The organism is Hyalangium sp., from assembly GCF_045802625.1.
GTDB lineage: Bacteria > Myxococcota > Myxococcia > Myxococcales > Myxococcaceae > Hyalangium.
Window position 1 is genome coordinate 91512 of the sequence record NZ_JBJMQP010000055.1, and the last position, 23672, is coordinate 115183.

Annotated in this window: 22 protein-coding genes; 13 read left to right on the forward strand and 9 right to left on the reverse strand. The window is 67.1% G+C overall.

All coding sequences use genetic code 11. The features are described 5' to 3' along the window. Positions 1–3 precede the first annotated feature (3 nt). The 8 genes from ACJ8AT_RS11610 to ACJ8AT_RS11645 all read left to right on the forward strand — a co-directional run bounded on the left by ACJ8AT_RS11610 (position 4) and on the right by ACJ8AT_RS11645 (position 6485). The gene (locus ACJ8AT_RS11610; protein WP_407737749.1) at positions 4–594 is read left to right on the forward strand and encodes a hypothetical protein; all 591 of its coding nucleotides are present in this window, start codon (positions 4–6) and stop codon (positions 592–594) included. 9 nt (positions 595–603) lie between these two features. Beyond that, on the forward strand, positions 604–1929 hold the full coding sequence (locus tag ACJ8AT_RS11615) for a homoserine dehydrogenase (RefSeq protein ID WP_407737750.1): 1326 nt from the start codon (positions 604–606) through the stop codon (positions 1927–1929). Positions 1930–2024: 95 nt separating this feature from the next. Continuing rightward, a complete protein-coding gene (locus tag ACJ8AT_RS11620; protein ID WP_407737751.1) occupies positions 2025–3041 on the forward strand; it encodes a biotin--[acetyl-CoA-carboxylase] ligase in 1017 nt (338 codons plus the stop codon). Between the two features lie 42 nt (positions 3042–3083). Continuing rightward, positions 3084–3854, forward strand: coding sequence for a type III pantothenate kinase (locus tag ACJ8AT_RS11625; RefSeq protein ID WP_407737779.1), 771 nt, complete (start codon positions 3084–3086; stop codon positions 3852–3854). Then, positions 3851–4981 carry a hypothetical protein gene (locus tag ACJ8AT_RS11630; protein ID WP_407737752.1) on the forward strand — a complete coding sequence of 377 codons (1131 nt, stop codon included), beginning with the start codon at positions 3851–3853 and terminating at the stop codon, positions 4979–4981. Before ACJ8AT_RS11625 ends, ACJ8AT_RS11630 begins: the two co-directional genes overlap by 4 nt. A 57-nt stretch (positions 4982–5038) precedes the next feature. After that, positions 5039–5593 carry a Wall-associated protein precursor gene (locus tag ACJ8AT_RS11635; RefSeq protein ID WP_407737753.1) on the forward strand — a complete coding sequence of 185 codons (555 nt, stop codon included), beginning with the start codon at positions 5039–5041 and terminating at the stop codon, positions 5591–5593. Then, positions 5583–6275, forward strand: a complete 693-nt coding sequence (locus ACJ8AT_RS11640) for an imm11 family protein (protein ID WP_407737754.1) — start codon at positions 5583–5585, stop codon at positions 6273–6275. The genes ACJ8AT_RS11635 and ACJ8AT_RS11640 overlap by 11 nt, the downstream gene beginning before the upstream one ends. 57 nt (positions 6276–6332) lie before the next feature. Further along, positions 6333–6485 (forward strand): hypothetical protein, encoded by a 153-nt coding sequence (locus tag ACJ8AT_RS11645; protein WP_407737755.1) that lies wholly within the window; start codon positions 6333–6335, stop codon positions 6483–6485. A gap of 146 nt (positions 6486–6631) precedes the next feature. Here ACJ8AT_RS11645 and ACJ8AT_RS11650 read toward each other — a convergent pair whose 3' ends face one another. The 6 genes from ACJ8AT_RS11650 to ald all read right to left on the reverse strand — a co-directional run bounded on the left by ACJ8AT_RS11650 (position 6632) and on the right by ald (position 13332). Further along, a complete protein-coding gene (locus ACJ8AT_RS11650; RefSeq protein WP_407737756.1) occupies positions 6632–7225 on the reverse strand; it encodes a hypothetical protein in 594 nt (197 codons plus the stop codon). 8 nt (positions 7226–7233) lie between these two features. Then, positions 7234–7953, reverse strand: a complete 720-nt coding sequence (locus tag ACJ8AT_RS11655; RefSeq protein ID WP_407737757.1) for a hypothetical protein — start codon at positions 7951–7953, stop codon at positions 7234–7236. A gap of 403 nt (positions 7954–8356) precedes the next feature. Continuing rightward, the gene (locus ACJ8AT_RS11660) at positions 8357–10207 is read right to left on the reverse strand and encodes a response regulator (RefSeq protein WP_407737758.1); all 1851 of its coding nucleotides are present in this window, start codon (positions 10205–10207) and stop codon (positions 8357–8359) included. Positions 10208–10423: 216 nt separating this feature from the next. Further along, on the reverse strand, positions 10424–11257 hold the full coding sequence (locus tag ACJ8AT_RS11665; protein WP_407737759.1) for an anti-sigma factor family protein: 834 nt from the start codon (positions 11255–11257) through the stop codon (positions 10424–10426). A 71-nt stretch (positions 11258–11328) separates the two neighbouring features. Continuing rightward, positions 11329–11970, reverse strand: coding sequence for a sigma-70 family RNA polymerase sigma factor (locus ACJ8AT_RS11670; protein ID WP_407737760.1), 642 nt, complete (start codon positions 11968–11970; stop codon positions 11329–11331). Between the two features lie 231 nt (positions 11971–12201). Next, positions 12202–13332, reverse strand: a complete 1131-nt coding sequence (gene ald / locus ACJ8AT_RS11675) for an alanine dehydrogenase (protein ID WP_407737761.1) — start codon at positions 13330–13332, stop codon at positions 12202–12204. A gap of 206 nt (positions 13333–13538) precedes the next feature. On the opposite strand from ald, the gene ACJ8AT_RS11680 reads away from it, so the two are divergent. Continuing rightward, positions 13539–14843: a radical SAM protein gene (locus ACJ8AT_RS11680; protein ID WP_407737762.1), complete on the forward strand. Its 1305-nt coding sequence runs from the start codon at positions 13539–13541 to the stop codon at positions 14841–14843. A gap of 342 nt (positions 14844–15185) precedes the next feature. On the opposite strand, the gene ACJ8AT_RS11685 is transcribed toward ACJ8AT_RS11680, so the two are convergent. The 3 genes from ACJ8AT_RS11685 to ACJ8AT_RS11695 form a co-directional block, all read right to left on the reverse strand. After that, complete coding sequence (locus ACJ8AT_RS11685; RefSeq protein WP_407737763.1) at positions 15186–16310, reverse strand: cytochrome-c peroxidase; 1125 nt, start codon at positions 16308–16310, stop codon at positions 15186–15188. 659 nt (positions 16311–16969) lie between these two features. After that, positions 16970–17857: a hypothetical protein gene (locus ACJ8AT_RS11690; RefSeq protein WP_407737764.1), complete on the reverse strand. Its 888-nt coding sequence runs from the start codon at positions 17855–17857 to the stop codon at positions 16970–16972. Between the two features lie 315 nt (positions 17858–18172). Next, positions 18173–19042, reverse strand: coding sequence for a response regulator (locus ACJ8AT_RS11695; RefSeq protein WP_407737765.1), 870 nt, complete (start codon positions 19040–19042; stop codon positions 18173–18175). 162 nt (positions 19043–19204) lie between these two features. On the opposite strand from ACJ8AT_RS11695, the gene ACJ8AT_RS11700 reads away from it, so the two are divergent. The 4 genes from ACJ8AT_RS11700 (at position 19205) to ACJ8AT_RS11715 (ending at position 23650) form a co-directional block, all read left to right on the forward strand. Then, positions 19205–19687, forward strand: coding sequence for a chemotaxis protein CheW (locus ACJ8AT_RS11700; RefSeq protein ID WP_407737780.1), 483 nt, complete (start codon positions 19205–19207; stop codon positions 19685–19687). Next, positions 19684–20058, forward strand: a complete 375-nt coding sequence (locus tag ACJ8AT_RS11705; RefSeq protein ID WP_407737766.1) for a Frizzy aggregation protein FrzB — start codon at positions 19684–19686, stop codon at positions 20056–20058. Before ACJ8AT_RS11700 ends, ACJ8AT_RS11705 begins: the two co-directional genes overlap by 4 nt. Positions 20059–20063: 5 nt before the next feature. Beyond that, positions 20064–21320: a methyl-accepting chemotaxis protein gene (locus tag ACJ8AT_RS11710; RefSeq protein ID WP_407737767.1), complete on the forward strand. Its 1257-nt coding sequence runs from the start codon at positions 20064–20066 to the stop codon at positions 21318–21320. A 62-nt stretch (positions 21321–21382) separates the two neighbouring features. Next, entirely contained in the window at positions 21383–23650 is a 2268-nt protein-coding gene (locus ACJ8AT_RS11715; protein ID WP_407737768.1) for a hybrid sensor histidine kinase/response regulator, read from the forward strand. Positions 23651–23672: the final 22 nt, after the last annotated feature.

Below are 23672 nucleotides of genomic sequence, written 5' to 3' on the forward strand. Positions count from 1 at the left end.
GCTATGAAGGTCTCTTCTGTCGTTGGGGGGTTGCTGCTGGCCGCGGCGGCCCTGGGGTGGGGCGGCTGCGCCAAGCACGTCGAGGTGGATGAGAAGCCGAAGGACTCGGCCAGGCTCTCCGAGTACTACCCGCTGGCCGTGGGCAATCATTGGACGTACACGGTGAACGGCCGGACTGACAGGCCGGTGGACGTGAAGATCGTCAAGGAAGAGGACGGCTTCTTCCACGACAGCCAGGGCGGCCAGCTCATGGTGGACACCTTCGGGATCCGCGATCAGAAGCGCTACCTGCTGCGCGGTCCCGTGGAGCCTGGGCGCACGTGGACGAACGTGGTGTCCGTGTCCTCCACGGAGCGCTACCAGATCCTCCAGGCCGGCTTCCCCTGCCAGGCGCCCGCGGGCTCGTTCGAGAACTGCGTCCAGGTGGAGGGGCGCAACCGCGTGGACGCGGAGACCACCCTCATCAACACCCTCACCTTCGCGCCCGGCGTGGGCCTGGTGCGCATCCAGGTGGAGGCCGAGCGGGAGGGCCGTCGCATTCCCCAGACGTGGCTGGAGCTGACTTCATACAAGGTGAAGCCGGGGCAGGGCTGAGAGGGGCGTATGAAAGAGATCGGCATCGCGCTGCTGGGGCTGGGCAACGTGGGACTCGGGACGTACCGGATCCTCGCGGATCACGCTCGGGACATTGAGCGGCGCCTGGGGGCTCGGGTGAGGGTGCGCCACATCCTCGTGAGGGAGGGAGGCCGCCCGCGCCCCGAGGATGTGCCCGCCGCGCTCATCACCCGCGACATCGCTCCGATCCTCGCGGATCCCGAGGTGTCCATGGTGGTGGAGCTGATGGGCGGCCTGTCCCCCGCGAAGGACTACCTGGAGCGGGCCATCGCCTCGGGCCGCAGCATCGTCACCGCCAACAAGGCGCTGCTCACCGCCCATGGCGAGGCGCTGTTCTCCCAGGCGCTCGCCCGCGGCGTGGACCTGCACTTCGAGGGCGCCGTCTGCGGCGGCATCCCCATCATTCGCACCCTGCGCGAGGCGCTCGCGTCGGACCGGGTGTCCTCCATCCACGGCATCGTCAACGGGACGACGAACTTCATCCTGTCGGCCATGGCGGACGAGGGCTCCACGTACGAGGCCGCGCTCGCCCAGGCGCAGAAGCTCGGCTACGCCGAGGCGGACCCGACGTTGGATGTGAACGGCATGGACGCGGCGCAGAAGCTGTGCCTGCTGGCGTCGCTGGCGTTCGCCGCGAAGGTGTCTCCGCAGGATGTGCACGTGGAGGGCATCACCTCGCTGCGCCCGGTGGACATCGCCCTGGGCAAGGAGGCGGGCTACGTGCTCAAGCTGCTCGCCATCGCCCGGCGCCTGCCCGAGGGCCTGGACGTGCGCGTCCACCCGGCCTTCATCCCCGAGGCCAGCCCGCTGGCGGACGTGCGTGGCGCCTTCAACGCCGTGCTGCTCCAGTCCGCGGCGCTCGGCGCGTCGCTGTTCTCCGGCCTGGGCGCGGGCTCGCTGCCCACCGGCAGCGCGGTGGTGTCGGACATCATCGACATCTGCCGCAACCTGCTGGCCGGCGTGTCCGGACGGTTGCCCATGCTGTGCTCGCCGCACGTGCAGGAGCAGCCCCGCATCCCCTCGAGCGAGCGGCGCGGGCCCTTCTACCTGCGCTTCTCCGTGAGCGATGAGCCGGGCGTGCTCGGGCGCATCGCCACCGTGCTCGGCGAGAAGGGCGTGAGCCTGGCCTCCGTGCTCCAGCGCCCGTCGCGGCCGGAGGATCCTCACGCCACCATCGTCGTCTTCACCCACGGCGCTCGCGAGCGGGACGTCCAGGCCGCGGTGCAGTGGATTGACGCGCTGCGTAGCACACGCGCTCCCACCCAGGTCATCCGGATCGAGGAAGGGCCGGGGGTGCTCCGGACCGGCGGCTGACCAGCCGAGCACACGGCACGCTTCCCGGAAGGCCCGTCCCGTTGCGTGCGAGGGCGGGCCTTTCTACCCTGGGCCTCCTTTCCGAAGAGGCCGCCGTGGCTCCTGAGACTTCCGAGCAGACGCAGGAGGAGCTGATCCTCAGCTTCCTCGCCGATGGAGGTGAGGACTTCACCTCGGGCGAGGCGCTCTCCAGCAAGCTGGGCCTGTCCCGCACCGCCGTGTGGAAACACGTGGAGGCGCTGCGCGGCAAGGGCTACCGCATCGAGGCCCTGCCCGCGCGAGGCTACCGGCTGGTGGAGGTGCCGGATCGGCTGACGGCGCTGGAGCTGTCGCCGCTGCTCGCCACGCATGATCTTGGCCACACCATCCACTTCCACGAGACGCTGGGCTCCACGAACGAGCTGGCCTTCCGGCTGGCGCATGACGGGGCGGAGCACGGTGAGGTGGTCATCACCGAGCAGCAGACGGCGGGCAAGGGCCGGCGGGGCCGGGCGTGGGTGTCTCCGCCAGGGCTCAACCTCTACTTCTCGGCCATTCTTCGCCCGGAGCTGCCGCCCCAGCGCGCTCCGGAGCTGACGCTGGTGGCCGCGGTGGCGCTCACCGAGGTGCTGCGCGAGGCCGGCGCCGAGGCCTTCATCAAGTGGCCCAATGACGTGCAGATCGACGGGCGCAAGGTGGCGGGCATCCTCACGGAGCTGTCCGCGGAGCCCGAGCGCGTGCACTTCGTGGTGCTGGGCGTGGGAGTGAACCTCAACGCACAGCCGGAGCACTTCCCCGAGGAGCTGCGCGCCACGGCCACTTCGCTGGCGCAGGCCCGAGGGCAGAAGGTGCCTCGGGCGCTGTTTGCCGCCTCGCTCTGGAACCGCCTGGAGGAGTGGCTGGATCTGCACCTGGAGACGGGCTTTGACGCCATCCGTCAGCGCTGGAAGGAGCTGTCCTCCACGCTGGGGCAGGACGTGCTGGTCCGCACCGACCGCCGCGAGTTCCGGGGGCTGGCCGAGGACATCGACGCCTCGGGCGCGCTCCTCGTGCGGACAGAGGACGGCTCGGTCGAGCGGGTGCTGGCGGGCGATGTGGAGCGGCTGCGGCCTCGGGTGACGGGCCAGCCCTGAACCCGTCCGCTGAGGGCGCCTTCGCGGTAGAGTGCGCGCGTGATGCTCCTCACGATCGACGTCGGCAACACCAACACCGTGCTTGGGGTGTACGACGGCAAGAAGCTGTTGGCTCACTGGCGCATGGAGACCAACGCCCGCCGCACCTCGGATGAGTACGGCATCTTCGTGCGGCAGCTCTGCCAGTACAGCGGCATTGACGCGGACAAGGTGCACGCGGTGGCGGTGTCCAGCGTGGTGCCGCCGCTCCAGTTCAACCTGGAGAAGATGAGCGAGCGCTACTTCAAGACGCGCCCCATGTTCGTCGGCCCGGGAGTGAAGACGGGCATGCCCATCCTCTACGACAACCCGAAGGAGGTGGGCGCGGACCGGATCGTCAACTCGGTGGCCGCCTTCGAGAAGCACCACACGGGGCTGATCGTCGTGGACTTCGGTACGGCCACCACGTTCGACGCGGTGTCTCCCAAGGGCGAGTACCTGGGCGGCGCCATCTGCCCGGGCATCAACATCGCCATGGAGGCGCTCTTCCAGAACGCCTCCAAGCTGCCGCGCGTGGAGTTCGCCCGGCCGCCGCACGTGGTGGGCCGCAACACGGTGCACTCCATGCAGTCCGGCTTCGTCTACGGGTACGTGGGGCTGGTGGACGGGCTGTGCGCGCGCATGCAGGCGGAGCTGGGCTTCACCGCGCGAGTCATCGCCACCGGAGGCCTGGCGCCGCTGGTGGCCAGCGAGTCCAAGGCCATCCACGAAGTGGACGAGTTCCTCACGCTCGAGGGTCTGCGCATCATCTACGGAAGGAATCACGCCTCATGACGACCGCCGCTCCCGTGGCACCCGCTCCCGCGGGCTGTCCCTTCACCTCGGAGTTTCTGCCGCCCAACATGCGCAAGCACGTGGATCCGGCCGCGCCCGTGCCGCTGCGGATGATGGCCGCCAAGGCCCTGGTGCCGCTGAACCCCTCGGACATGCTGGGCGCGCTCTTCATGCTCACGTTTGACGCCGAGCAGGGCGTGCGCGACGCGGCGGCCAAGACGGCCGCGGGGCTGACGGACAAGATCCTCGGCTCGGCGCTGCGGGACGAGGGCGTCCAGGGGCCGGTGCTCGGGTGGTTCCTGGGGCTGCTGAAGGCCAACGACACCTACTCCGAGATGCTGGTGCTCAACGCCACCACGCCGGACGAGGCGGTGGCGGACGTGGCCTCCGGGTGCAGCGCGAAGGTGGCGGAGATCATCGGCCAGAACCAGCTGCGCCTGCTGCGGCACGAGGACATCATCCGCAAGCTGTGCACCAACGCCAACGCGAGCCAGGCGCTGATCGACTCGGTGTGCGACTTCGCGGTGCGCAGCGGGTTGACGCTGGTGGACGTGCCGCAGATGCAGGCGGCGCGGGTGCGCCTGTTCGGGCCGCAGGCGGTGCAGGCGCCGCCGGATCCGGGCACCACCGCCGCTCAGGTGCTACAGGACTTCCAGGAGGTGAAGGAGGAGGGCGCACCGCCCATGGAGGAGGGCAAGCGGCTCAACCTCACCCAGCGCATCATGAAGATGAGCATCGCCGAGAAGATCAAGCTGGCGACGCTGGGCAACAAGGAAGCGCGCACGCTGCTGATCCGCGACTCGAACAAGCTGGTGTGCACGGCGGTGATCCGCAGCCCGCGAATCACCGATGGCGAGGTGCTCGCGTGCGCCTCCAACCGCGCGGCGAACGACGAGGTGCTGCGCATCATCTACAACAACCGCGAGTGGACGAAGAAGCAGAAGATCAAGCTGGCGCTGGTGAAGAACCCGAAGATCCCGCTCACGGTGGTGTCGAAGTTCCTCAACACGCTGCGAGACGCGGAGCTGAAGGATCTGGCGCGCGATCGCAACGTGCCCTCGGGCGTGTCCATGTTCGCCAAGAAGCTGGTAGAGAAGAAGACGGCGCCCAAGAAGGAAGAGAAGTAGGCCCGGGGACTTGGGAGGTCGTTGGGAAACTCTGATCTGTTACCTATCATGAGGAGCATGATCCAGCTCCTTCTGCTCCTCGTGTCGGCACAAATCCCGGCTGTTCCAGGTGAGACCACCCTGGTGTCTTTCTGCAAGCAGGGCAGTCTCTCCGCCTGCGAGGCCCTGCGGCAGGTCAACCCCAAACTTGCTGCTGATATCGAGGCAGAGGTCGCGAAGGTCGCGCTGGCACGTGAGGCACTGAAGGTCGCGGAAGAGGCCCGCGAAAAAGGGGATGCCAAGGCCGAAGAATCCTCCGAAGCCGAAGCTTCGGACGAGCCTCCTAACTGCAAGGGCCAGGAACATCACATCATCTCTCGGCCTATCGCCGAGGAGTTGGAGAAACATCGGGTCCTGCGAGGGCTCTACAAGCCTCGGGATGCGCGCTTCAAGACCCGGGCGAAGGACCTGGAGTCGCACTGCGGCTACCAGGAGTGGCACCGCAAAGTGGATGAGGAAGTGATCAAATGGCTTAGGGACTTCCCCAACGCAACGCCGGAGCAGTTCATGAGGATGTTGCGCGAGATCTATAGCCGCAAGGAGATGCTGGAGAGGTTTCCTTATGGCTTCTGAGGCATCCCTGGCATCACGCTTCTTCGTGCTCGAACATGACCTGCTCGGGCCTCATGACACCCAGTTCCGTGACGTCAAGCCGATCAATCTTGGAGATGCCTTCCTGTGCCCACGGTGCGGTGACGCCATCAGCATGCTGACGTGGATGCCTCCGTACCGAGTCGAGTTGGAACTGCATGGACAGGGCTTTGGTGACTTCGTAGAGGGTACTGGGTACGACGTACTCATCTCCGAGCGCATGGCCGAGGCCTTCCGAGCAGAAGAGCTGACGGGACTGCTCGGCTTTCACCCCGTCGAGGTGGTTAGGGTGCGTCGGAAGCGCAAGGGGGCCAAGCCCGGCGCGGTGCCTCGTTACTTCGCCGTCACCGCATGCTTCGGCCGTGGAGCGGTAGATGAGGAACGGAGCCGGTTGCGTCGTGCCGAGGCCGTGACGTGTCCCGAGTGCCGCAACCCCGGAAGAGACTCCATCCACGGCTTCGTCCTAGAGCCGGACACATGGCGGGGCGAGGATGTGTTCCGGCCCCGCGGTCTCCAGGGCCGTATCCTCGTCTCAGAGCGCTTTGCCGAGTTTGTCCGGTGCCATGGGTTCACGAACATGAAGCTGATCCCCACCGAGGAGTTCGTCTGGGATCCACTTCATTTGGGCCCGCCCGCAACTACCCCTGAAATTCCCACCCACTGAACTCGCAACGCCTCTGGGAGGCGAGATGGCTCCATCTGCCCAGGCATCAGCATCCCAATGGATCTGGCGCGCGATCGCAACGTGCCCTCGGGCGTGACCATGCTCGCCAAGAAACTCGTGGAGAAGAAGACAGCGCCCAAGAAGGAGGAGAAGCAGGCTCGGGCCGCTGGTCCTCTGCGCTCTCTGAGAGAGAGCAGGGGTGATTTCTGAATGGGAGTTCTGCGCCAGCGTAAGCGCCTGGAAGCCCTGGGGAATCTCCCCTGCATTCGGGTGCCCGGACGGTGGGACCCGTCTCTTCAGTTTGAATAGTCGGACAGGAAATCTCGGAGTCCAGGAAGCGCGCGCAACAAAGCCCTTCAGGCAGCCTCCAGACGTCTAAGTGTCCAGCCAAGGCTGTCAGCGCCACCTTGCGTTCGTCTCAAACCTTTCGCGCGCATTAAGAGGACTGTCTGTGCATCTTGCGAAAGGCCGATATTTTTCAGAGCGGTCACAGACAGACCAACATCCTCAAGTCTGGTCACCCACTCAGTGTCCGTTCTTGCTCCGAGTGCCCAACTCAACAATTCCATGCCGGGACGGTGCTGTTCCTCCGGCAGGTTTTCGTCCGGCATTTCCTCAAGAGGTAATGCTGCAGCATCCCCCCCGAAGTAGTCATTCTCCCGCTTTGCTTCCACCTTAAGACGTCTCACGACCTTTCTCAGGTATTCCCTGGGGTTGGATGCCAACTGCCAGCCAGTATTCCCGTGTCTAAACCCTAGCTTGCCTCCGTCGAAGAGAGCGAGGGCCACATAAACAACGTCACTAACTGGCAATTCTAAGACTGCTACCGTGAACGCTTTTAAACTGGCGATATCGTTCCTCTGGGCAGCAAGCAATGCCTGCTTGTAACGTGAGGCGTCCAGTTCCTCTTCAGAGAGGAATTCCTCAGCTTCGGCGGGGGGCCATGCCAACCCCTGGGCTATCCTGTCGGCTGCGCCGCGAGCAAGATCACAAGATCAAAAGCCCACGCGACACTCATGGACCCTGACACCGGGCGGAGTTGCTCTGCCCAAGTCAAAGGCGTGGAGAATGCGCCCATGCCCACCAGTGGCAACTGGGGTCGTTCCAGGTTTGGTAGCGGCGAAAAGGTTCGCTCCACATCTGCCCGCGAGGACAGGGCGTGCTCCATGCCTGCCAGCGAGGCCCAAGTGCGCTCCATACCGGCCAGAGGGGACAGGGCGCGCTCCATACTGGCCTGGAAGGGCAGGAACTGCTCCATGCCTGCCAGTGGCGATAGAGCGCGCTCCAGACCTGCCAGCGGGGACAGAATCCGTTCCATACTGTCCTGCGAGAACAGGGACTGCTCCAAGCATACCAACGGGGACAGGGCCTTTTCCATGCCAGCGATCGGGGATACGGCCTGTTCCATTCCCAGCATGGTTGCCGTAAACGTCTGGATTGTTTTCAGCGGCGACAGGAACTGTTCCATGCCCGCCAGCGGCGACAGAGTTCGCTCGATGCCCGCTAGCGGCAACAGGGCGCGCTCCATGCCTGCCAGCGGCGACAGGGCGCGCTCCATGCCTGCCAGCGGGCGGTTCAGCTTATCGAGCACCTCGAAGGGCTTGAACACTTTGTCGTACATCTCGAAAAAGCTCTTCACAGTCTGGTCCTTCCCGGACACGGTGAAATGGAGCCGCATGCCGGTCTGTCTGGCTCCACTAGAGTAGAGGCGCGGACTGACCATTTGGGGACACGCTCTTTTTTTCCTTTTCTCGTCGATTTTCGACGCGGGAACTGCTCCTCGTGGGAGAGCATCCTGAATTCCTGGAGCAGGGACGCACTCGGAAGAGTAAGGCAGGGTCGATCCTCAACCGCACCGCCAGAAGCCGAGTCCTGGACCCTCGCAGCACGGGTGCAGCAAAATCCTTGTGAAGCCCTGTGAACGGCTGAACCGATTGGACAGAAACCGGTACTGCCGCCTCAGAGGTTCCGAGGGTTTGCGAAGGGCTGATAAGGTCTGGGTCCGATCCTTTCCCTCTCCGGCAGAGGGCAGGGGCCGGGGTCCGTCGCTGTTGAGGCGGCCTCCAGCAGGCAGATGCGGCTCAGGCGGCGGCTTCGTCCGCGTCCTCCGTGGCGGAGGGCGCCTCCTCCAGGAGCTGCTGGGCGATGCCGAGCGCCTTCTTCGCGCGCTCGCGGAGCTTCTCGTCGTTCTTGATGCGCGTGTAGAGCTTCGTCACGCGCTCCTCGTTGCGCACCGCCGCCTCCTCCAGCTCGGTGATGCGCTTGCGCAGGCTCTCGGCCTCCTCGGAGGCCTGGGTGGCCTGGCTCTCCAGCTCGCCGCGGACCGTCTCCAGCTCGCTGCGCGCCGTCTCCAGCTCGCCGCGCGCCGCCTCCAGCTCGGACTGCACCGCCTCGAGCTGGCCACGCACCTCGCTGACCTCCGACTGAGCGCTCTCCACCTGGCCGCGCAGCCCGTCCGCCTCGCCGCGGGCCGTCTCCAGCTCGGACTCGGCCTGGCTCACCTTGGCGCGCAGCTCCTCCAGCTCCGCCTGCGCCGAGGCCTGCTGCTCGTTGTGCGCGTCCACCTCGGCCTGCAGGGCGGTGAGCTTCGAGGAGGCACTGCGCGCCTCCTCCTTCGCCGCGGTGAGCTGCTGATCCACCTTCTTCTTGTCAGCGGTGAGCTGATCCACCTTGCCGGTAAGCGTCTTGATCTGCGCGTCGCGGCGGGCCATCTCCGCGGCGGACTCGGTGTGCTGCTGCTCCAGCTGTAGCTGCTTGTCCTGGAGCTCGACGAAGTCGTGCTCCTTCTGGGACAGCTCGCCCTTGAGCCGGTTGATCTCCTTGTCCTTCTCCTGCTCCTTGAGGTTCAGCTCGCTCTTGAGCCGGAGGATCTCCTTGTCCTTCTTGTTGACCGCGTCCTTGAGCGCGAACGAGTCCTTGTCGTTCTTGCCGGCGGCGGCGCGCGCCGTCTCCAGCTCCGTGCTCTGGGACTCAATCTGGGACTCGAGCTCCTGGACGCGGCTCTCCGCGGTGGAGGCCTGGGACTGCGCGTCCGTGAGGGCGCTCTGCAGCTCCGCCACCTTGGCGCGCAGGCTGCGCAGCTCGGCCGCGTCCGCCGCGGACATGGCGGGGGCCGCCGCGGGCCGGGACACAGAGCTGGGCGCCGCTGGCACCGCGGGCAGCGTCATCGCAGGGCGGGAGGGCGCGGGAGCCGGCGCGGCCTTCACGGGCTCGGGAGCCGGAGCCGGAGCCAGAGCCGCGAAGCCGATCTGCGTCTTCTCGTCGTCCCCGAGCGAGTCCAGCGCGTCCTCGGCATCCCGGCCCAGGTTGTCGAGCGCGTCGAACTCCTCGTCGCCTCCGGAAGCCTCCGGCGGCGCCACCACGGCCTCCTCCTCGGAGGAGGCGCTCGTGCCGGACATGTCACCGAAGGCCTCGTCCAGGTCCAGATCCTCGCCCCCGGAGGCGTCGCTGACGGCGATCTCCTCGGCCCCGCCCGAGAGCGGCTCGTCCTCGACGAGCGGTTCATCCGTCAGCTCGTCCAGGGACAGGCCCTCGTCCTCCACCACATCGCCTGCGACGACCTCGGGAAAGCCGATCAGCGCGCCCACGCGCTCCACCAGCTGGCCCGAGTCCACCGGCTTGGCCACGTACTCATCCGCGTGGGCCTTGAGCTTGCGGTGCGCCGCGAAGCCGTCCGGGTTGCCGATGATGACGACGGGGACGTTCTTGAGATCGTCGTCCTTCTTCAGCTTGCCGCAGATCAGGTAGCCATTCTGTCCGCCGGACAGGTCCACCGCGAGCACCACCAGATCCGGCCGATCCCGGCGGATCTGATCCACGCTCCCCTTGCCGTCGGTGGTCTCGTCCACCGCGAAGCCCTTGGCCTCGAGCGCCGCGCGCAGGGTGGAGGAGAGGGCGGAGTCACTTTCGACAATGAGGATTTTCTTGGACATGAACGGGCGGCCCGACCTGGGGAGCCGCGCGAGAGGAGAGCCTCGCGCGAGCGGCAGCATGCAACGAACAGACAGTTCCCCAGAGGCTATCGGCCATGGTGGGGACGGTCAATGTTCGGGCCGGGCAATGTCCGTTGGTGATCCCCCGCCAGACAGGCGAGCGTCCGGGGGTGGAAAGATCCCCTCGGGGCCTGAGAGCAGGGCAGGCGAGCCGCCTTACTGCGAGTGGGAGACGGTGGTGATAGGCAGAACCGGCTCGGGGGAACGCGGCGCGGGGGCCCTGCGAGCCGCGCGCTCCTGGTCCAACAGCATCTTGCGGATGTCCGCCTCGCTCAGATCCGAGACGAGCTCGTAGACGACCTCTCCGTCGCGCCACACGGCCACGTTGTAGCCCTGGCTGGAGTCCACCTGCACGGCGGGCAACGCCTGGGCATCCACATCACGCCGCGAGTCATCGAAGACGAAGACGCCGATGCGGCGGGCCTGCTGGCCCTCGCCCTCGGGGCGCGTCTCATAGCTGATGTAGGCCGCGGGGCGATCCTTCACGTTGGAGATGCGCGCGCCGGAGAAGGCGGTGTTGGGCAGATCCGGGATGGAGACCTGGTGATCCAGCTTGTCCCTGAACCAGGCCTCCGCGTGCTGGGGCGTCACGTTGGCGATCTCATAGGGCAGCCGCTTGGTGTGACGCCTCACCGCGTCGTCCACGAAGCGCTGGCGCTCCTCGGGGCGCAGGGCGAACCAGCCACCGCCCACCGCTACCACCACCAGCGCCGCGGCGCTCAGCCGCAGCCACTGGAGCTGCAGGGCCCGGCGCTGCTCGCGGCGCAGGCCCACCTGGATCCCCGCGCGCAGCGACTGCGGGGCGCGGCTCGTCTGGACGGAGTGGCGCGCGGCACGGCGCAGCGTCTGCTGAATCTCCCGCTCCTTCTCCACCCGGCGCGCGCAGTCCGCGCACGTCTCCAGGTGGGACTCCACATCCATTCGCTCCTCGGGCTGAAACTCGCCGTCGAGGTAGGGGTAGAGCAGGCGATCGAGTTCCTGGCAGGTCATGAGCGCTCGAAAGAGGGCGGTAAATGCCACGGGCCCTCGGAGTGAAAATCCTCGGGCCCGTCAACCTCCTTCTACCCCGTCTTCTTCCTTTGCCGGTACTCTTCCAGATTCGCAGGCGCCCCGACGGGCTCGCCCTCGTGGCGGAATACGCCCTGACCCTCGGCGTACTCGCGCAGCGTCTTCTGGAGCAGCTTGCGGCCGCGGAATAGCCGGCTCATCACCGTGCCCACGGGGCACTCGAGGATCTCGGCGATCTCCTTGTAGGAGAACTCCTGGAGATCCGCGAGGATCACCACCAACCGGAAGTCGATGGGCAGCGAGTCGATGGCGCGCAGCACGTCATCCGACAGCAACCGGTCGAAGAAGTACTGCTCGGGGTTGGCCGCGAAGTCCGTGGCGTCCCGGCTGACGAAGCGCTCGTGAACGGCCTCGCGCTCCACGCCCTCCACCACCGTGCGCTCCTTCACCTTGCGCCGATAGCGGTTGATGAAGGTGTTGGTGAGGATCTTGAACAGCCAGGCCTTGATGTTGGTCCCGCGTTCGAACTTGTCGAAAAAGCGGTAGGCCCGCATGCAGGTGTCCTGCACGAGATCCTCAGCGTCGCGCTCGTTCTTCGTCAGGCGCAGCGCGGCGGAGTAGAGCGGGTCCAGGTGGGCCAGGGCCAGCTCCTCGAATTCCTGCTTCGTCCGGTTTGGTTGCCTGAAGTCCAACATGTCCCGCCTTCCAAGGGCCTGAATTTATAGGCGAATGCGTCGTTGTCTGCCCATCAATGTATGCACGGGAACAGAGTGGTCAACAACGCTTTCCGCCTCCCTTGCCGTTCGCACGGCTGCTCCTAAAGGCTGGATACATTCGGCGGCAACGTTTATTCCCAACAGCCGCCTTGGGGAGGTAGGAGTCCAGGCGACCCTACCTCCCATGGTGTACCAGGGTACGGGCTTGAACTACTTGGCCTTGGCGCCGAGGGCGTCCATCAGGGGCACGTAGGTGTAGCCCATGTCCTTGGCGACGGCCTCGTAGGTGATCTTGCCGTCGTAGGTGTTCATGGCGCGAGCCAGGGCCTTGTCGGACTTGACGGCCTCCACCAGGCCCATGTCGGCGATCTTCTTGGCGTAGGGGCGGGTGGTGTTGGTGAGGGCGAAGGTGGAGGTCTGCGGCACGGCGCCGGGCATGTTGGCCACGCAGTAGTGGACCACGTCGTGCACGGTGTAGGTGGGGTTGTCGTGGGTGGTGGGCTTGCAGGTCTCGATGCAGCCGCCCTGATCCACCGCCACGTCCACCACCACGGAGCCCGGCTGCATCTCCTTGATCAGCGCCTCGGAGACGAGCTTGGGCGCCTTGCCGCCGGGGATGAGCACGCCGCCGATGACGAGATCCGACTCGCGCACGGTGCGGGCGATGGACTCGGTGTCCGAGGCCAGGGTGGCCACGCGGCCCAGGAACACGTCATCCAGGTAGGTGAGGCGCTCGAGGTTCACGTCGAGGATGGTGACCTCGGCGCCCATGCCCACGGCGACCTTGGCCGCGCACAGGCCCACCACGCCACCGCCGATGACGGCGACGCGGCCGCGGCGCACGCCAGGCACGCCGCCCAGGAGGATGCCCTTGCCGCCGTGCGCCTTCTCCAGGCAGGTGGCGCCCACCTGGATGGCCATCTTGCCGGCCACCTCGCTCATGGGCTTGAGCAGGGGGAGGCTGCCGTCATCCAGCTGCAGCGTCTCGTAGGCCACCGCGGCGGCCTTCTTCTTCACCAGCGTCTTGGTGAGCTCGGGGTCCACGCCGGCCAGGTGGAAGTACGTGTAGATGATCTGGCCGGGCTGGATGCGCTCGTACTCGGGGGCGATGGGCTCCTTGACCTTGACGATCATCTCCGAGCGCGACCACACCTCGTCCGCGCTCTTGACGAGCTGCGCGCCCACGCGCTGGTACTCGGAGTCCGGGATGCCAGAACCGACGCCGGCATTCTGCTCGACGAGAACCGTATGGCCAGCGCTGGTCAGCGCACGCACGCCCGCGGGCACCATGCCGACGCGGTACTCACGGGTTTTGATCTCCTTGGGAACTCCGACGATCACGACGTGCCTCCAGGGGAAAAAAGCGGGCGGACCATACCAGCGGATCTCCCGGAATCAAGGCAGCCCCCCGAGCGCGGCTCATGGCTCCAGCAAGCAGGAGAGCGTGGCGCGGCGCGGCGAGCCATGACGCAGGGCGGCTAGGGCGAGCGCCTGGGCAGACAGGCAATCATCGAAGGGAAGCGGCGGCGATGGTAGTTAACGAAGGCATGACGTCGGGCCCCAAGTTGCTGTTCGCTGATTCGAAGGGCCGGGTGATGGAGCACCCGTCCCTGATTGCCACCCTGCGCAGTGGGGAGGAGCTCGTTCCGCCGCAGGATCGGCCCATACCGCTGCCCTCCGCGGGGCGGCTCGTGCACCTGCCTGGCCGGCTGCCGGTGGGGCTGCACCCGGAGACGGGCGAGCTGGAGCTGGTGCGCGAGATGAAGGTGGGCGGGAAGACCTTCGTGCCCAACGCGGTGGGAGCGCTGCTGCCGCCGGGCTACACGCGCACCTTCCTGCCAGGAGAGGTGAAGGGAGACGGGCCCATTCTTCCGCAGTGGGCGTATACGGCGGCGGCCTGGGGCAAGGACGGGCCGGTGGCGTGGGCCATCCACACGGACACGCGCAGCCACTGGGAGCCGGAGAAGTACTCGACGCCGGAGATGCGTTCGCTGGTGGACAGTCACATGGCGCGCTTCCCGGGCAGCCGGGTGCTCAAGCAGCTCAAGACGTGCGCGCTGCTGTACCGGTGCTTCACCTCGCAGAACACGTTCTACGTGCGAGACGAGGCGGCGATCCCCGCCTCGGTGATGTGCAACGCGCGCTGCGTGGGCTGCATCTCGGATCAGCCGGAGGACGGACCGCCGGCCTCGCACGAGCGCATGGAGGATGGGCCCTCGGGGGAGGAGATGGGAGCCATTGGCCTCTACCACCTGGAGCACGCGCCGGGCCGGACGATGGTGAGCTTCGGCCAGGGCTGCGAGGGCGAGCCGCTCACGCGCTACAAGGCCATCGCCGAGGCCATCCGCTACATGCGGGCGCGGACGGACAAGGGCTCGATCAACATCAACACCAACGCGAGCCTGACGCACGGGTTGGCGGCGCTGTTCGACGCGGGGCTGGACGCGGTGCGCGTGTCGCTGAACTCGGCGGTGAAGGAGCTGTACGAGGCCTACTACAAGCCGGTGAAGTACACGTGGGAGGACGTGGAGGCGTCGATCGCGCTGGCGCGGGAGCGGGGCGCATACCTGGCGTTGAACCTGTTGCTGTTTCCCGGCGTCACCGATCGCGAGGGCGAGGTGCAGGCCCTGGAGCGGCTGGTGAGCAAGTACCAGGTGGATCAGGTGCAGACGCGCTCGCTGTGCATTGATCCGATCCAGTACCTGGAGGTGGCGCGAGGCCGGGGCGCGGGGGGCGAGCCCGTGGGCATCCGCACGCTGCTCAAGCGCCTGAAGGCGGCGCGGCCCGGGCTGATCATCGGCAACTTCGCGCGAGGGCTGGACGAGCGGGACAACGCCGCGGGCCCCGCGTAGGGCGCACGGCCCACCCATGGTTTAGAGCCGAGCCCCCCGCAAATAGCGAGGCGCTACCCATCCCCCGACGGGTAGCGCCTCGCCCTCCGCACAAATTGTCCAATCGGGAATTCCAGCAAAAGATGGAGGCCCGTGAAACGCGGCCTATCTAGGATAAATGCCGGGGGATTGCAATATGAACGTCTGAGCAGTGCCTGCGCGTCCTCTGGCCCCACTTCCCGGCCCGCACATGGCGACGCGCCACCCGGTCGGGGCTCGGGTGGCGCTCGCTCTAACGACGTTCCGCGTTCTGCAATAGGTAAGAGCCCGTTGACCGCGCAGTGATGCGCCGAAGCTGACGCGTCACTTCTTCATGTAGCCGTCGGTGAGCGTGTTCAGGAAGGCGACGATGTCATCGACCTCCTGGTCCGTCAGGCCGATGTTGCCCACCGTCTCGTCCATGTTGTCGAGCATCTCGGGCGCGGGCCAGCCGGCCTCCGGCACGTCACGCGTGTTGTAGAAGGCCACCACCGAGCGCAGGTCCTTGAAGTACCCGTTGTGCATGTACGGCGCCGTGAGGGCGATGTTGCGCAGCGTGGGCACCCGGAACTTGCCCTGCTCGGTGTCCGATCCGAGGATGCCGCCGAGCCCGTGGTCCACGTAGCTCTCGCCCGCCGGGTTGTACGGAGGCGGCACGCGGTAGAAGGGGTTGTGCGGGTTCCTCGGCACGCCGATGTTGTTGTAGTTGAAGTTGGTGAACAGCGGCCTGCTGCCACCGCTCGGGTGGCAGTCGCCGCAGTCGGCCCGCTCCGGATCGTTGAAGAGATCCAGGCCTCGCTGCTCCTGGGCCGTCAGCTGGACCTTGCCCTGCAGGTAGGCGTCGTACTTCGAGGTGAAGGGCGCGAAGAACGGCGTGCGCTCGAACGCGGCGATGGCCTGGACCGTCGAGTCATACGCCGTGTCCACGTCGTCGAACGCCGTGTCTCCGAACACCTTGCGGAAGAGGTGCGCGTAGGACGATTGGCTGATCTTGTTCACCACGCTGGCCTTGTCCGGGTTGTTCATCTCCACCGGGTTGAGCAGCGGCAGCCTGGCCTGATCCTCCAGGCTGGAGACGCGGCCATCCCAGAACAAGCCGCCCACGTAGGGGTGTCCGCGGAGCGGGTTGAACTGGAAGCGCGGGGCGAACTGCACATACGCCGCGCTCGGCGCGTTGCGGCTACCGAAGAGCCCGGGCACGGCGCCCTGGGACGTGGGGAAGCGGTGATCCGGATCCGTGAAGCCGGCGGACGGCAGGTGGCAGCTTGCGCACGACTGGCCCGCGGGGTTCGACAGGTCGGTGTCAAAGTAGATCTTGCTTCCCAGCTCCTCCAGCTTGGCCTGGGCCTCTTTATCCGAGAGCCTGGCTTCACTGACCGCCAGCGTGGCGGACGTGCTGTTCTGGGAGGGGGACTCTGACGCGGCCGGCTCTCCACCGCAGGCCGTCATCGTGAGGAGCGTGAGGAGACTCGCGGAAGGAAGCAAAAGCTTTGATGTCATAGCTATCCCGGTTTATTCGATTTCAGGTGAAATCGAATAAAACGCTGATAGCAGATAATGAAACCTTAAGCCAGCACCAATCGCTGTCTCGGTGCTGCCACGGCCCATGCTCGCGCAGCCCACTGCGAGTGCTTGGGGATTGCTGAATGCAATCACTAGTCCACGCAGAGGTGGTTGACGGTGCAGCGCTCTGGTCCAGAGTTCAGGTCCAGCGTGTAATCCGCCGGGCAGTGGGGGGGGGCCTTGAGGTGTACTGTCTTGGGGCAGCAGGTGGGCATTGTCTCGCACCCCCCCGTGGGGAGCGCGCGATAGCAGATGCCAGCACAGTCTGCCGAGGCTGGAGGCTGCGCGGGAGCGGCCTCGGGCGCGGGTGCGGGAGGCGGACGCTCCGCGTCACGAGTATTGCTGCACCCCAGCATGCTCAACCACGCCAGTGCTACCACTCCACTCCAGATCGCGCGCTGTGTTTGCATGGATGCGAGTGTGTTGCCAGGGATTGAGCCGTCAAGAATTGAAACGGCGGGGGGAACACACGCGATCGTGTCTCCCCACCGCCGTGACACTGCTGGGCCCGGGCTTACACCCGGTCCCCGTTGCCGCGGATCAAACTAGTTGGTCGTGCAGACGCCCTTCGAGTTGGACCACTCCTTCTGCACCACGTAGGAGGTGGTGCCGACCGTGATGGTGGCCTGCGAAGCGTTGCAGATGTCGCCGATCTCGCCGTAGGTCGGATCGTACCAAGCCAGGGGCGGGGCGTAGTCAAGGGCCAGGCCCACGGCCGGGTCCGTCGTCGCCTCGACCAGCTCGTGGGAGGACACGGAGGTCAGGTTGTTGACGCGCTGCGAGTTGCTGCCGCAGCCGCCGGCGCAGCCGCCGCCCTGGTCCGGGATGATGCCGTAGTTGACGTTCACGCCGTTACGCACGTAGGTGCCGTGGTAGGCGCACCACTGGGTGCAGGACGCCGAGCCGCTCGAGTCAACGACCGTGACGCCCGAGGGGAAGTGCACCGGGTAGTAGTTGCTGCCGTTCGGCTGCGGGATCACGCCGGCGGTGAACAGGCGGTTGAGCTCGGCCTGGACCTGCGCGTCGGTATAGGTACCGGTGGTCTTGGTGTCGACGTACGGAGTTCCGCGCGTGCCGGTGCCGATGCCAGAGTACTGGCCCAGCAGGGTGGTGTAGATGGTGGAGGAGGCCGGGATGGCCGAGTAGAAGCTGTTCAGGTTGCTCTGGTAGGCAACGCTGGAGTTCCAATACACCGGGATGACGTTGACGTGAGTCAGCACCGGGCCGCCGTAATAGTTCAGGTGCGCAGCAACCTGAGCCGTCCGCGTGTTCGCCTCATCGCCGGGCTGAGTCTTCTTCATCACGTGGATGCGGCTGCCGGGCTGCTGGACCGCATCGGCCTGATCGACATCGTCCATCGCGCCGCCGCAAGCAGAGGCCAGGGCCAGGACGCCAACGCTCGCAACGAGGTGCTTCTGGAACAGACGCTTCATGGAAACTCCTGGAAACGGGGGATTGGGGTGAAGCGCGGGCTTTATAGAATTTGACGCAACGCTGTTGCAAATTAAAAACCTCTCCTTTGGGGAATAATCAGGCATGCCATGAATGAGGGAACTCTCATTTAAAGGCGTGTCTTGACTGGATTGATTTGTGCTGCAGGAGTGACGCAAGGAGATGAAGTCCGGCGGCGGCGGCGCAGCGCACACCGAGGCCGCGGGCCGGCGAGCGGAGCCGGCGCGGCAGTGGCCATCAGACAGGAAGGGGGTGCTGCGTGGAGTTCGGCGCGGCGCTCACGGGGCGCCTGGCGCTCACTCCTGGCTGGGCGCGGGCCCCAGCTCCTTGGCCACCAGGCTGCTCATCACCGCGTCCTTGGGGACGTAGCCGTCCGCCCCGGCCTCGCGGCAGATGCGCTGCAGCTCCTCGACGTTCTCTCCTGAACAGAGCAGCACCTTGATGCCTCGGAACAGGCTGTTGCTCTTGATGAAGCGGCAGAACTGCTCGCCGTTCACGTTCGGCATCCGCACGTCCAGCAGCACCAGGTCCGGCCGGGTCTGCTTCTTGAGGATGATCTTCGTCGCCTTGTCCGCCGTGTCCGCCACGTGGACCTCGAAGCCCTTGGTCACCAGGTCCGCTTCGATGATCCGCGCCGTCATCTCGCTGTCGTCCACGATCAGGATGCGCGGCTTGCGCTTGCCGGGGGCCTGGGGGCCAGCGGCCGGAAACCCCGCGGCCGGGCTCGCGGCGGGCGCCGGAGAGGCGCTGGGAGCCGGGGCCGCGGCTGGAACGGGGGAGGCCGGGGCCACTGGAGTCACCGCGGGCGGCCCGATCAGCTTGATCACCCCGTCGAGCACCGCCTCCAGGCCTCCGCCCTTGAGGATGTAGCCGTCCGCTCCCGAGTTACGGGCCTTGGTGGCCAGATCCTGCTCCGGGATGTCCGAATAGAGGACCAGCTTGGAGGTCACCTTCTTCTGGCTGCGCAGGTACTCGACGACGTCGTCACCGAACATCTCCGGCATGTTGACGTCCATCAGGATCAGCGCGAAGGGGCCCTCGGTGAGCTTCTGCTCGAGGCTCGCCAGATCCATCGCGCCGCTTGCCTGGTAGCCTGCCGCGGTGAGCGCCCGCACGGTGAGCTCCACCAGCATCGGGCTGTCGTCGATGACCAGTACTCGGGACATCTGCCTCCTCAAGAATCCTGAAACAACCCTACACTGTTGAGGCGTGGGGGACCATCGAAACGGCATGCAGGCAGGCGGGCGAGCAAGTCCCCTTGACCCGTTTTGAGCGCCTCCGGATACTTTGTCGCCTTGAATTCGACTCCCCTCCAACGCGCTCTCCGGATCGCGCCCGATCGGGCCGTCACCGCCCAGGCCCGGCCAGAACAAGAGTTCTTCTGCTTCCGCGTCGGCGGCTTGCGGCTCGGCGTGCCCAGCGAGAACGTGCTCGAGGTGCTGCGCGCGGGGCTGCTGACGCCGCTGCCTCGGGCGCCGTCGTTCCTGCTGGGCGTCACCGGCCACCGCGGCGAGGTGCTCCCCGTCGTGGACCTGCTGCGCTTCCTGGCCAAGGGCGAGGCGCACCTCATGCCGCGCACCCGGATCTTCGTGGGCGTCAGCGGCAGCTACGTGGCCGGGGTGGTGGCGGACACGGTGCTGGGGCTGCGCCGCATCCTCGTCTCGGACATCCTGCCGCCCCCGATGGGCGCGGACGCCGCCACCGAGCACATGCTGGGCGTCGTCGCCGGGCCCACCGCCGAGGAGACCATCAACCTGCTGAACTTCTCCAAGCTGCTGCAGACGGCGCGGCAGCGGGCGGTGGCGCGATGATGGACGAACAGACGCGCGCCGAAGAGGAGGTGGACATCCTCTTCTTCGCCATCGGCGAGCACCTGTACGGCACGGATGCCTCGCAGGTGCTGCGCATTGATCGCTCGCTGCCGGAGGATCTCTCCCGGCCGGAGCTGGGGGCGCTCCACCGCGGCGGACGCGCGCTCGTGTTCGCCACCTCCGAGGGAGAGGCCCACCTCAAGGTGGATGCGGTGCGCGGCGTGCGCCCCATCCCCGTCTCGGATCTGCGGCGGCTGCCGCCGGCCGTGAACGCCGCTCGCTTTACCATTGGGGCGTGCCTGGATCAGGCCCGCCTCGTGTTGCTCATCGATCTGGTCGAAACCGCAAAGACGCAAGAAGGAAGGCACTGACAGCAATGGCCCTGGACACCACCAACGACAAGCCCACGAAGGCCCGCGCGGCGAAGAAGCCCGCGGCGTCCAAGACCGCGGCCAAGCCCCAAGGGAACGGCAACAGCCTGTCCCTCAAGCCCCTCTCCGACACGCTCAAGTCGGTGCTGGCCGGCAACCTCCAGGCCCGCGTGGCCTCGGAGATCGTCACCGGCGAGATGGCGGAGGTCGCCGGCCTCTTCAACCAGGTCCTCGATCGCTTCTCGGACTCCGAGCACCGCAAGCAGGTGGCGGCGCAGGAGATCGATCAGGCGCTGGACGCGCTCATCGCCCTGGTGCGCGAGGGCGATCTGTCCCGCTGGAACACCACCACCGAGGATCCCCAGCTCGCGCCGCTGCTGGAGGGCTTCGGCAAGGTGATCGAGACGCTGCGCACCTTCGTGCGCGAGATCAACGAGGCGGCCCTGCGCCTGTCCTCGTCCGCCAACCAGGTGCTGGCGGCCTCCACCCAGCACGAGACGTCCTCCACCGAGCAGGCCGCCGCCATCCATGAGACGACGGCGACCATGGAGGAGCTGAAGCACGCCTCGGCGCAGATCGCCGAGAACGCGGGCGCGGTGGCTCGCGTGGCCGAGGAGACGCTGGGTGCGGCGCGCGCGGGCCGTGGCGCCATCGCCGAGTTCATCCAGGCCATGCAGCAGATCCGCAGTGATGGGATCGCCGTGGCGGACTCCATCGCCAAGCTGTCCAAGCGCGTGGAGCGCATCGGCACGGTGGTGGAGGTGATTGACGAGATCGCCGACCGCTCGGACCTGCTGGCGCTCAACGCCGCGCTCGAGGGCAGCCGCGCGGGCGAGGCCGGCAAGGGCTTCTCCATCGTCGCCGCGGAGATGCGGCGGCTGGCGGAGAACGTGTTGGAGTCCACCAAGGAGATCAAGAGCCTCATCACCGAGATCCGCGAGGCCACGGCCAACGCGGGTAGCGCGGCGGAGGCCTCCAAGGTGGCCACCGAGTCCGGCGAGAAGCTGGGCGCCGTGGCGGCGCAGGCCGTCGAGGGCATCCTCGCGGGCGTCCAGGAGACCAGCGACGCGGCGCGCGTCATCAACCTCGCCACCCAGCAGCAGCGCACCGCCACCGAGCAGGTGGTGGCGTCCATGGCGGAGATCGAGGACGTGACACGGCAGACGACTCAAGCGTCGAAGCAGGCCACGGGCGCCTCGGCCGAGCTGTCGCAGCTCGCGGGCCGGTTGGCTGAGCTCATCAAGCGCTTCAAGGCTGACTAGGACAGAGCGGCGGGGAAGGGTCGCCCTCCGGCGCACCCACTCTCCCCGGCGCACCCCTGGCCATGGATACTGAGGCCCTCAAGAAATCCCTCCTGAAGAAGTTCCAGGAGGTCACCGCCGACCGGCTGCAGAAGATCCAGCTCGGGGTCCTCGACCTCGAGAAGGAGACTGCGGCGCAGGCCGCGGACGACGTCGCACGTGAGCTGCACACGATGAAGGGCGAGGCCCGGATGTTGGGGCTCGCCGCCATCGGCCAGCTGGCGCACGCCGCCGAGGACGTGCTGCGCGCCGAGCGCGACGGCAAGACCGCCACCGAGGTGGCCACGGACCTGCTCCTGCGGGCCTGTGACGTCCTCTCGGATCTGATCGAGGATCTGCCGGCCGCGCACACCGGCTCGCAGTCCAGCGAGGACATGGTCAAGGCGCTCGCGGATGCCTCCGGTCATCCGGCCCCGCTCCTCAGCGGGAAGGCTCCGCCCGCAAAGCCCGCTCCCACGCCCGCCGCGCCCGCTGCCACGACGGCGGCTGCGGCCCCGGCGCCGGCTGCGCGCCCGGCGTCTGCCGCTCCGGCCGCACCTCCCCGCGCTGACGAAGAGGCTCCGGCCCCGGCGCCGGGCGCCAAGACGGCCATCGCCGATCGCAGCATCCGGGTGAACGTCGAGGTCCTCGACTCGCTCGGAGTTCTCGCGGGCGATCTGCTCGTGGAGAGCGCGCGGGGACGGCTCCGGGGACTGGAGACCGCCCACCTGTTCGAGCGCTTCTCGCTCCTGAGCGATCGCTTCCTCCGGCTGGGGGAAGAGTTCCAGCTCACGCCTGAGCTCCGCACGAAGCTGGAGGGCATCGAGAGCGATCTGCACATGCTGCGCGACGACGCGTTCCGCTTCGTGCGCCGCAACGATGACGGCATCAACACGCTGCACGGCAACCTGGCCAAGATGGCCGACACGGTGGCCGAGGCGCGGCTGGTGCCCCTGTCCACCGTCTTCGACGCCTTCCCCCGCGCGGTGAGAGAGCTCGCGCGCAACCAGGGCAAGGAGGTCGATCTCATCATCGAGAACGCGGACATCGGCGTGGATCGCTCCATGCTCACGGATGTGCGCGACGCGCTGGTGCACCTGCTGCGCAACGCGGTGGACCATGGCCTGGAGTCCCCCGAGGCCCGCCAGCAGCTCGGCAAGGCGCCCGCGGGCCGGGTCCGCATCCGCGTGCGCGCCGACGGCGACATGCTCCACATCGAGGTGGAGGATGACGGCCGCGGCATCGATCCCGACCGGCTGAAGTCGGTCGCCGTCAACCGGCACCTCATCACCCAGGCCCAGGCGGCCGCGCTCTCCGAGCGCGAGGCCGTGGATCTCATCTTCCGCCCCGGCTTCTCCACCCGCGACCAGGTCAGCGAGATCTCCGGCCGCGGCGTGGGCATGGACGTGGTGAAGCGCAAGGTGGAGACGCTGGGCGGCTCGGTGGGCGTCGCCAGCCGCATCGGCCGAGGCACCACCATCTCGCTGCGCCTGCCTCAGTCGCTGGCGTTGATGAAGGTCCTCTTGGTCCGCCTGGGCGACGACGTGTACGGCATCCCCGCCGCGGACGTGGTGGCGGTGACGCGCGTGAAGCCCGAGGACCGGATGGAGGTCTTCGGCACCCTCGCCGTGAAGCACCGGGGCAAGCCGATTGCCCTGGTGGCCATGGGGCCGCTGCTCGGCGTCAACGGTGGCAACCGCATGGACAAGCCGCCCGCCGTCGTGGTCCGCCACGGCGACGACAACGCCGCCCTCGTGGTGGACGGCTTCGTGGACGAGCGCGAGGTGGCCGTCAAACCCTGCGGCGGCGACTTCCTCAAGGGCGCGCCCTTCATCGCCGGCACCGCGGCGCTGGAGGACGGGCGCATCGCCGTGCTGTGTCACGTACCGGACATCATGTCCGAGGTGCGCCGCATGGCACGCCCCGTCACTCAGCAGGCGGCCTCCAAGCGGCTGCGGGTGCTGTTGGTGGATGACTCGCCCATTGCCCGCGCCACCGAGGGCGCGCTCGTCAAGGCGCTCGGCCACTCCGTGGAGGAGGCCCAGGACGGCGAGGAGGCCTATGCCAAGGTGCAGATCAACTCGTATGATCTCATCCTCACCGACGTGCAGATGCCGAAGATGGACGGCTTCTCGCTCACGCGGCGGTTGAAGACGACCCCCGCGGTGGCGCGTATCCCCGTCATCATCCTGTCCTCGTTGGCCGCACCCGAGGACAAGCGGCGAGGATTGGAAGCGGGGGCGGACGGATACCTCGTCAAGGGCGAGCTCGGAGTGGAGATCCTGGCCCAGACGATCGAGCGGTTGACGTGACGGTGAAGGGGAACACTTGCGC

Bases quoted from the DNA above. Each gene is read 5' to 3' on its own strand.
- ACJ8AT_RS11610 (WP_407737749.1), top strand. From the start codon at position 4: ATGAAGGTCTCTTCTGTCGTTGGGGGGTTGCTGCTGGCCGCGGCGGCC.
- ACJ8AT_RS11615 (WP_407737750.1), top strand. From the start codon at position 604: ATGAAAGAGATCGGCATCGCGCTGCTGGGGCTGGGCAACGTGGGACTC.
- ACJ8AT_RS11625 (WP_407737779.1), top strand. From the start codon at position 3,084: ATGCTCCTCACGATCGACGTCGGCAACACCAACACCGTGCTTGGGGTG.
- ACJ8AT_RS11630 (WP_407737752.1), top strand. From the start codon at position 3,851: ATGACGACCGCCGCTCCCGTGGCACCCGCTCCCGCGGGCTGTCCCTTC.
- ACJ8AT_RS11635 (WP_407737753.1), top strand. From the start codon at position 5,039: ATGATCCAGCTCCTTCTGCTCCTCGTGTCGGCACAAATCCCGGCTGTT.
- ACJ8AT_RS11640 (WP_407737754.1), top strand. From the start codon at position 5,583: ATGGCTTCTGAGGCATCCCTGGCATCACGCTTCTTCGTGCTCGAACAT.
- ACJ8AT_RS11645 (WP_407737755.1), top strand. From the start codon at position 6,333: ATGGATCTGGCGCGCGATCGCAACGTGCCCTCGGGCGTGACCATGCTC.
- ACJ8AT_RS11655 (WP_407737757.1), bottom strand. From the start codon at position 7,953: ATGCGGCTCCATTTCACCGTGTCCGGGAAGGACCAGACTGTGAAGAGC.
- ACJ8AT_RS11660 (WP_407737758.1), bottom strand. From the start codon at position 10,207: ATGTCCAAGAAAATCCTCATTGTCGAAAGTGACTCCGCCCTCTCCTCC.
- ACJ8AT_RS11665 (WP_407737759.1), bottom strand. From the start codon at position 11,257: ATGACCTGCCAGGAACTCGATCGCCTGCTCTACCCCTACCTCGACGGC.
- ACJ8AT_RS11670 (WP_407737760.1), bottom strand. From the start codon at position 11,970: ATGTTGGACTTCAGGCAACCAAACCGGACGAAGCAGGAATTCGAGGAG.
- ACJ8AT_RS11680 (WP_407737762.1), top strand. From the start codon at position 13,539: ATGACGTCGGGCCCCAAGTTGCTGTTCGCTGATTCGAAGGGCCGGGTG.
- ACJ8AT_RS11685 (WP_407737763.1), bottom strand. From the start codon at position 16,310: ATGACGGCCTGCGGTGGAGAGCCGGCCGCGTCAGAGTCCCCCTCCCAG.
- ACJ8AT_RS11690 (WP_407737764.1), bottom strand. From the start codon at position 17,857: ATGAAGCGTCTGTTCCAGAAGCACCTCGTTGCGAGCGTTGGCGTCCTG.
- ACJ8AT_RS11695 (WP_407737765.1), bottom strand. From the start codon at position 19,042: ATGTCCCGAGTACTGGTCATCGACGACAGCCCGATGCTGGTGGAGCTC.
- ACJ8AT_RS11705 (WP_407737766.1), top strand. From the start codon at position 19,684: ATGATGGACGAACAGACGCGCGCCGAAGAGGAGGTGGACATCCTCTTC.
- ACJ8AT_RS11710 (WP_407737767.1), top strand. From the start codon at position 20,064: ATGGCCCTGGACACCACCAACGACAAGCCCACGAAGGCCCGCGCGGCG.
- ACJ8AT_RS11715 (WP_407737768.1), top strand. From the start codon at position 21,383: ATGGATACTGAGGCCCTCAAGAAATCCCTCCTGAAGAAGTTCCAGGAG.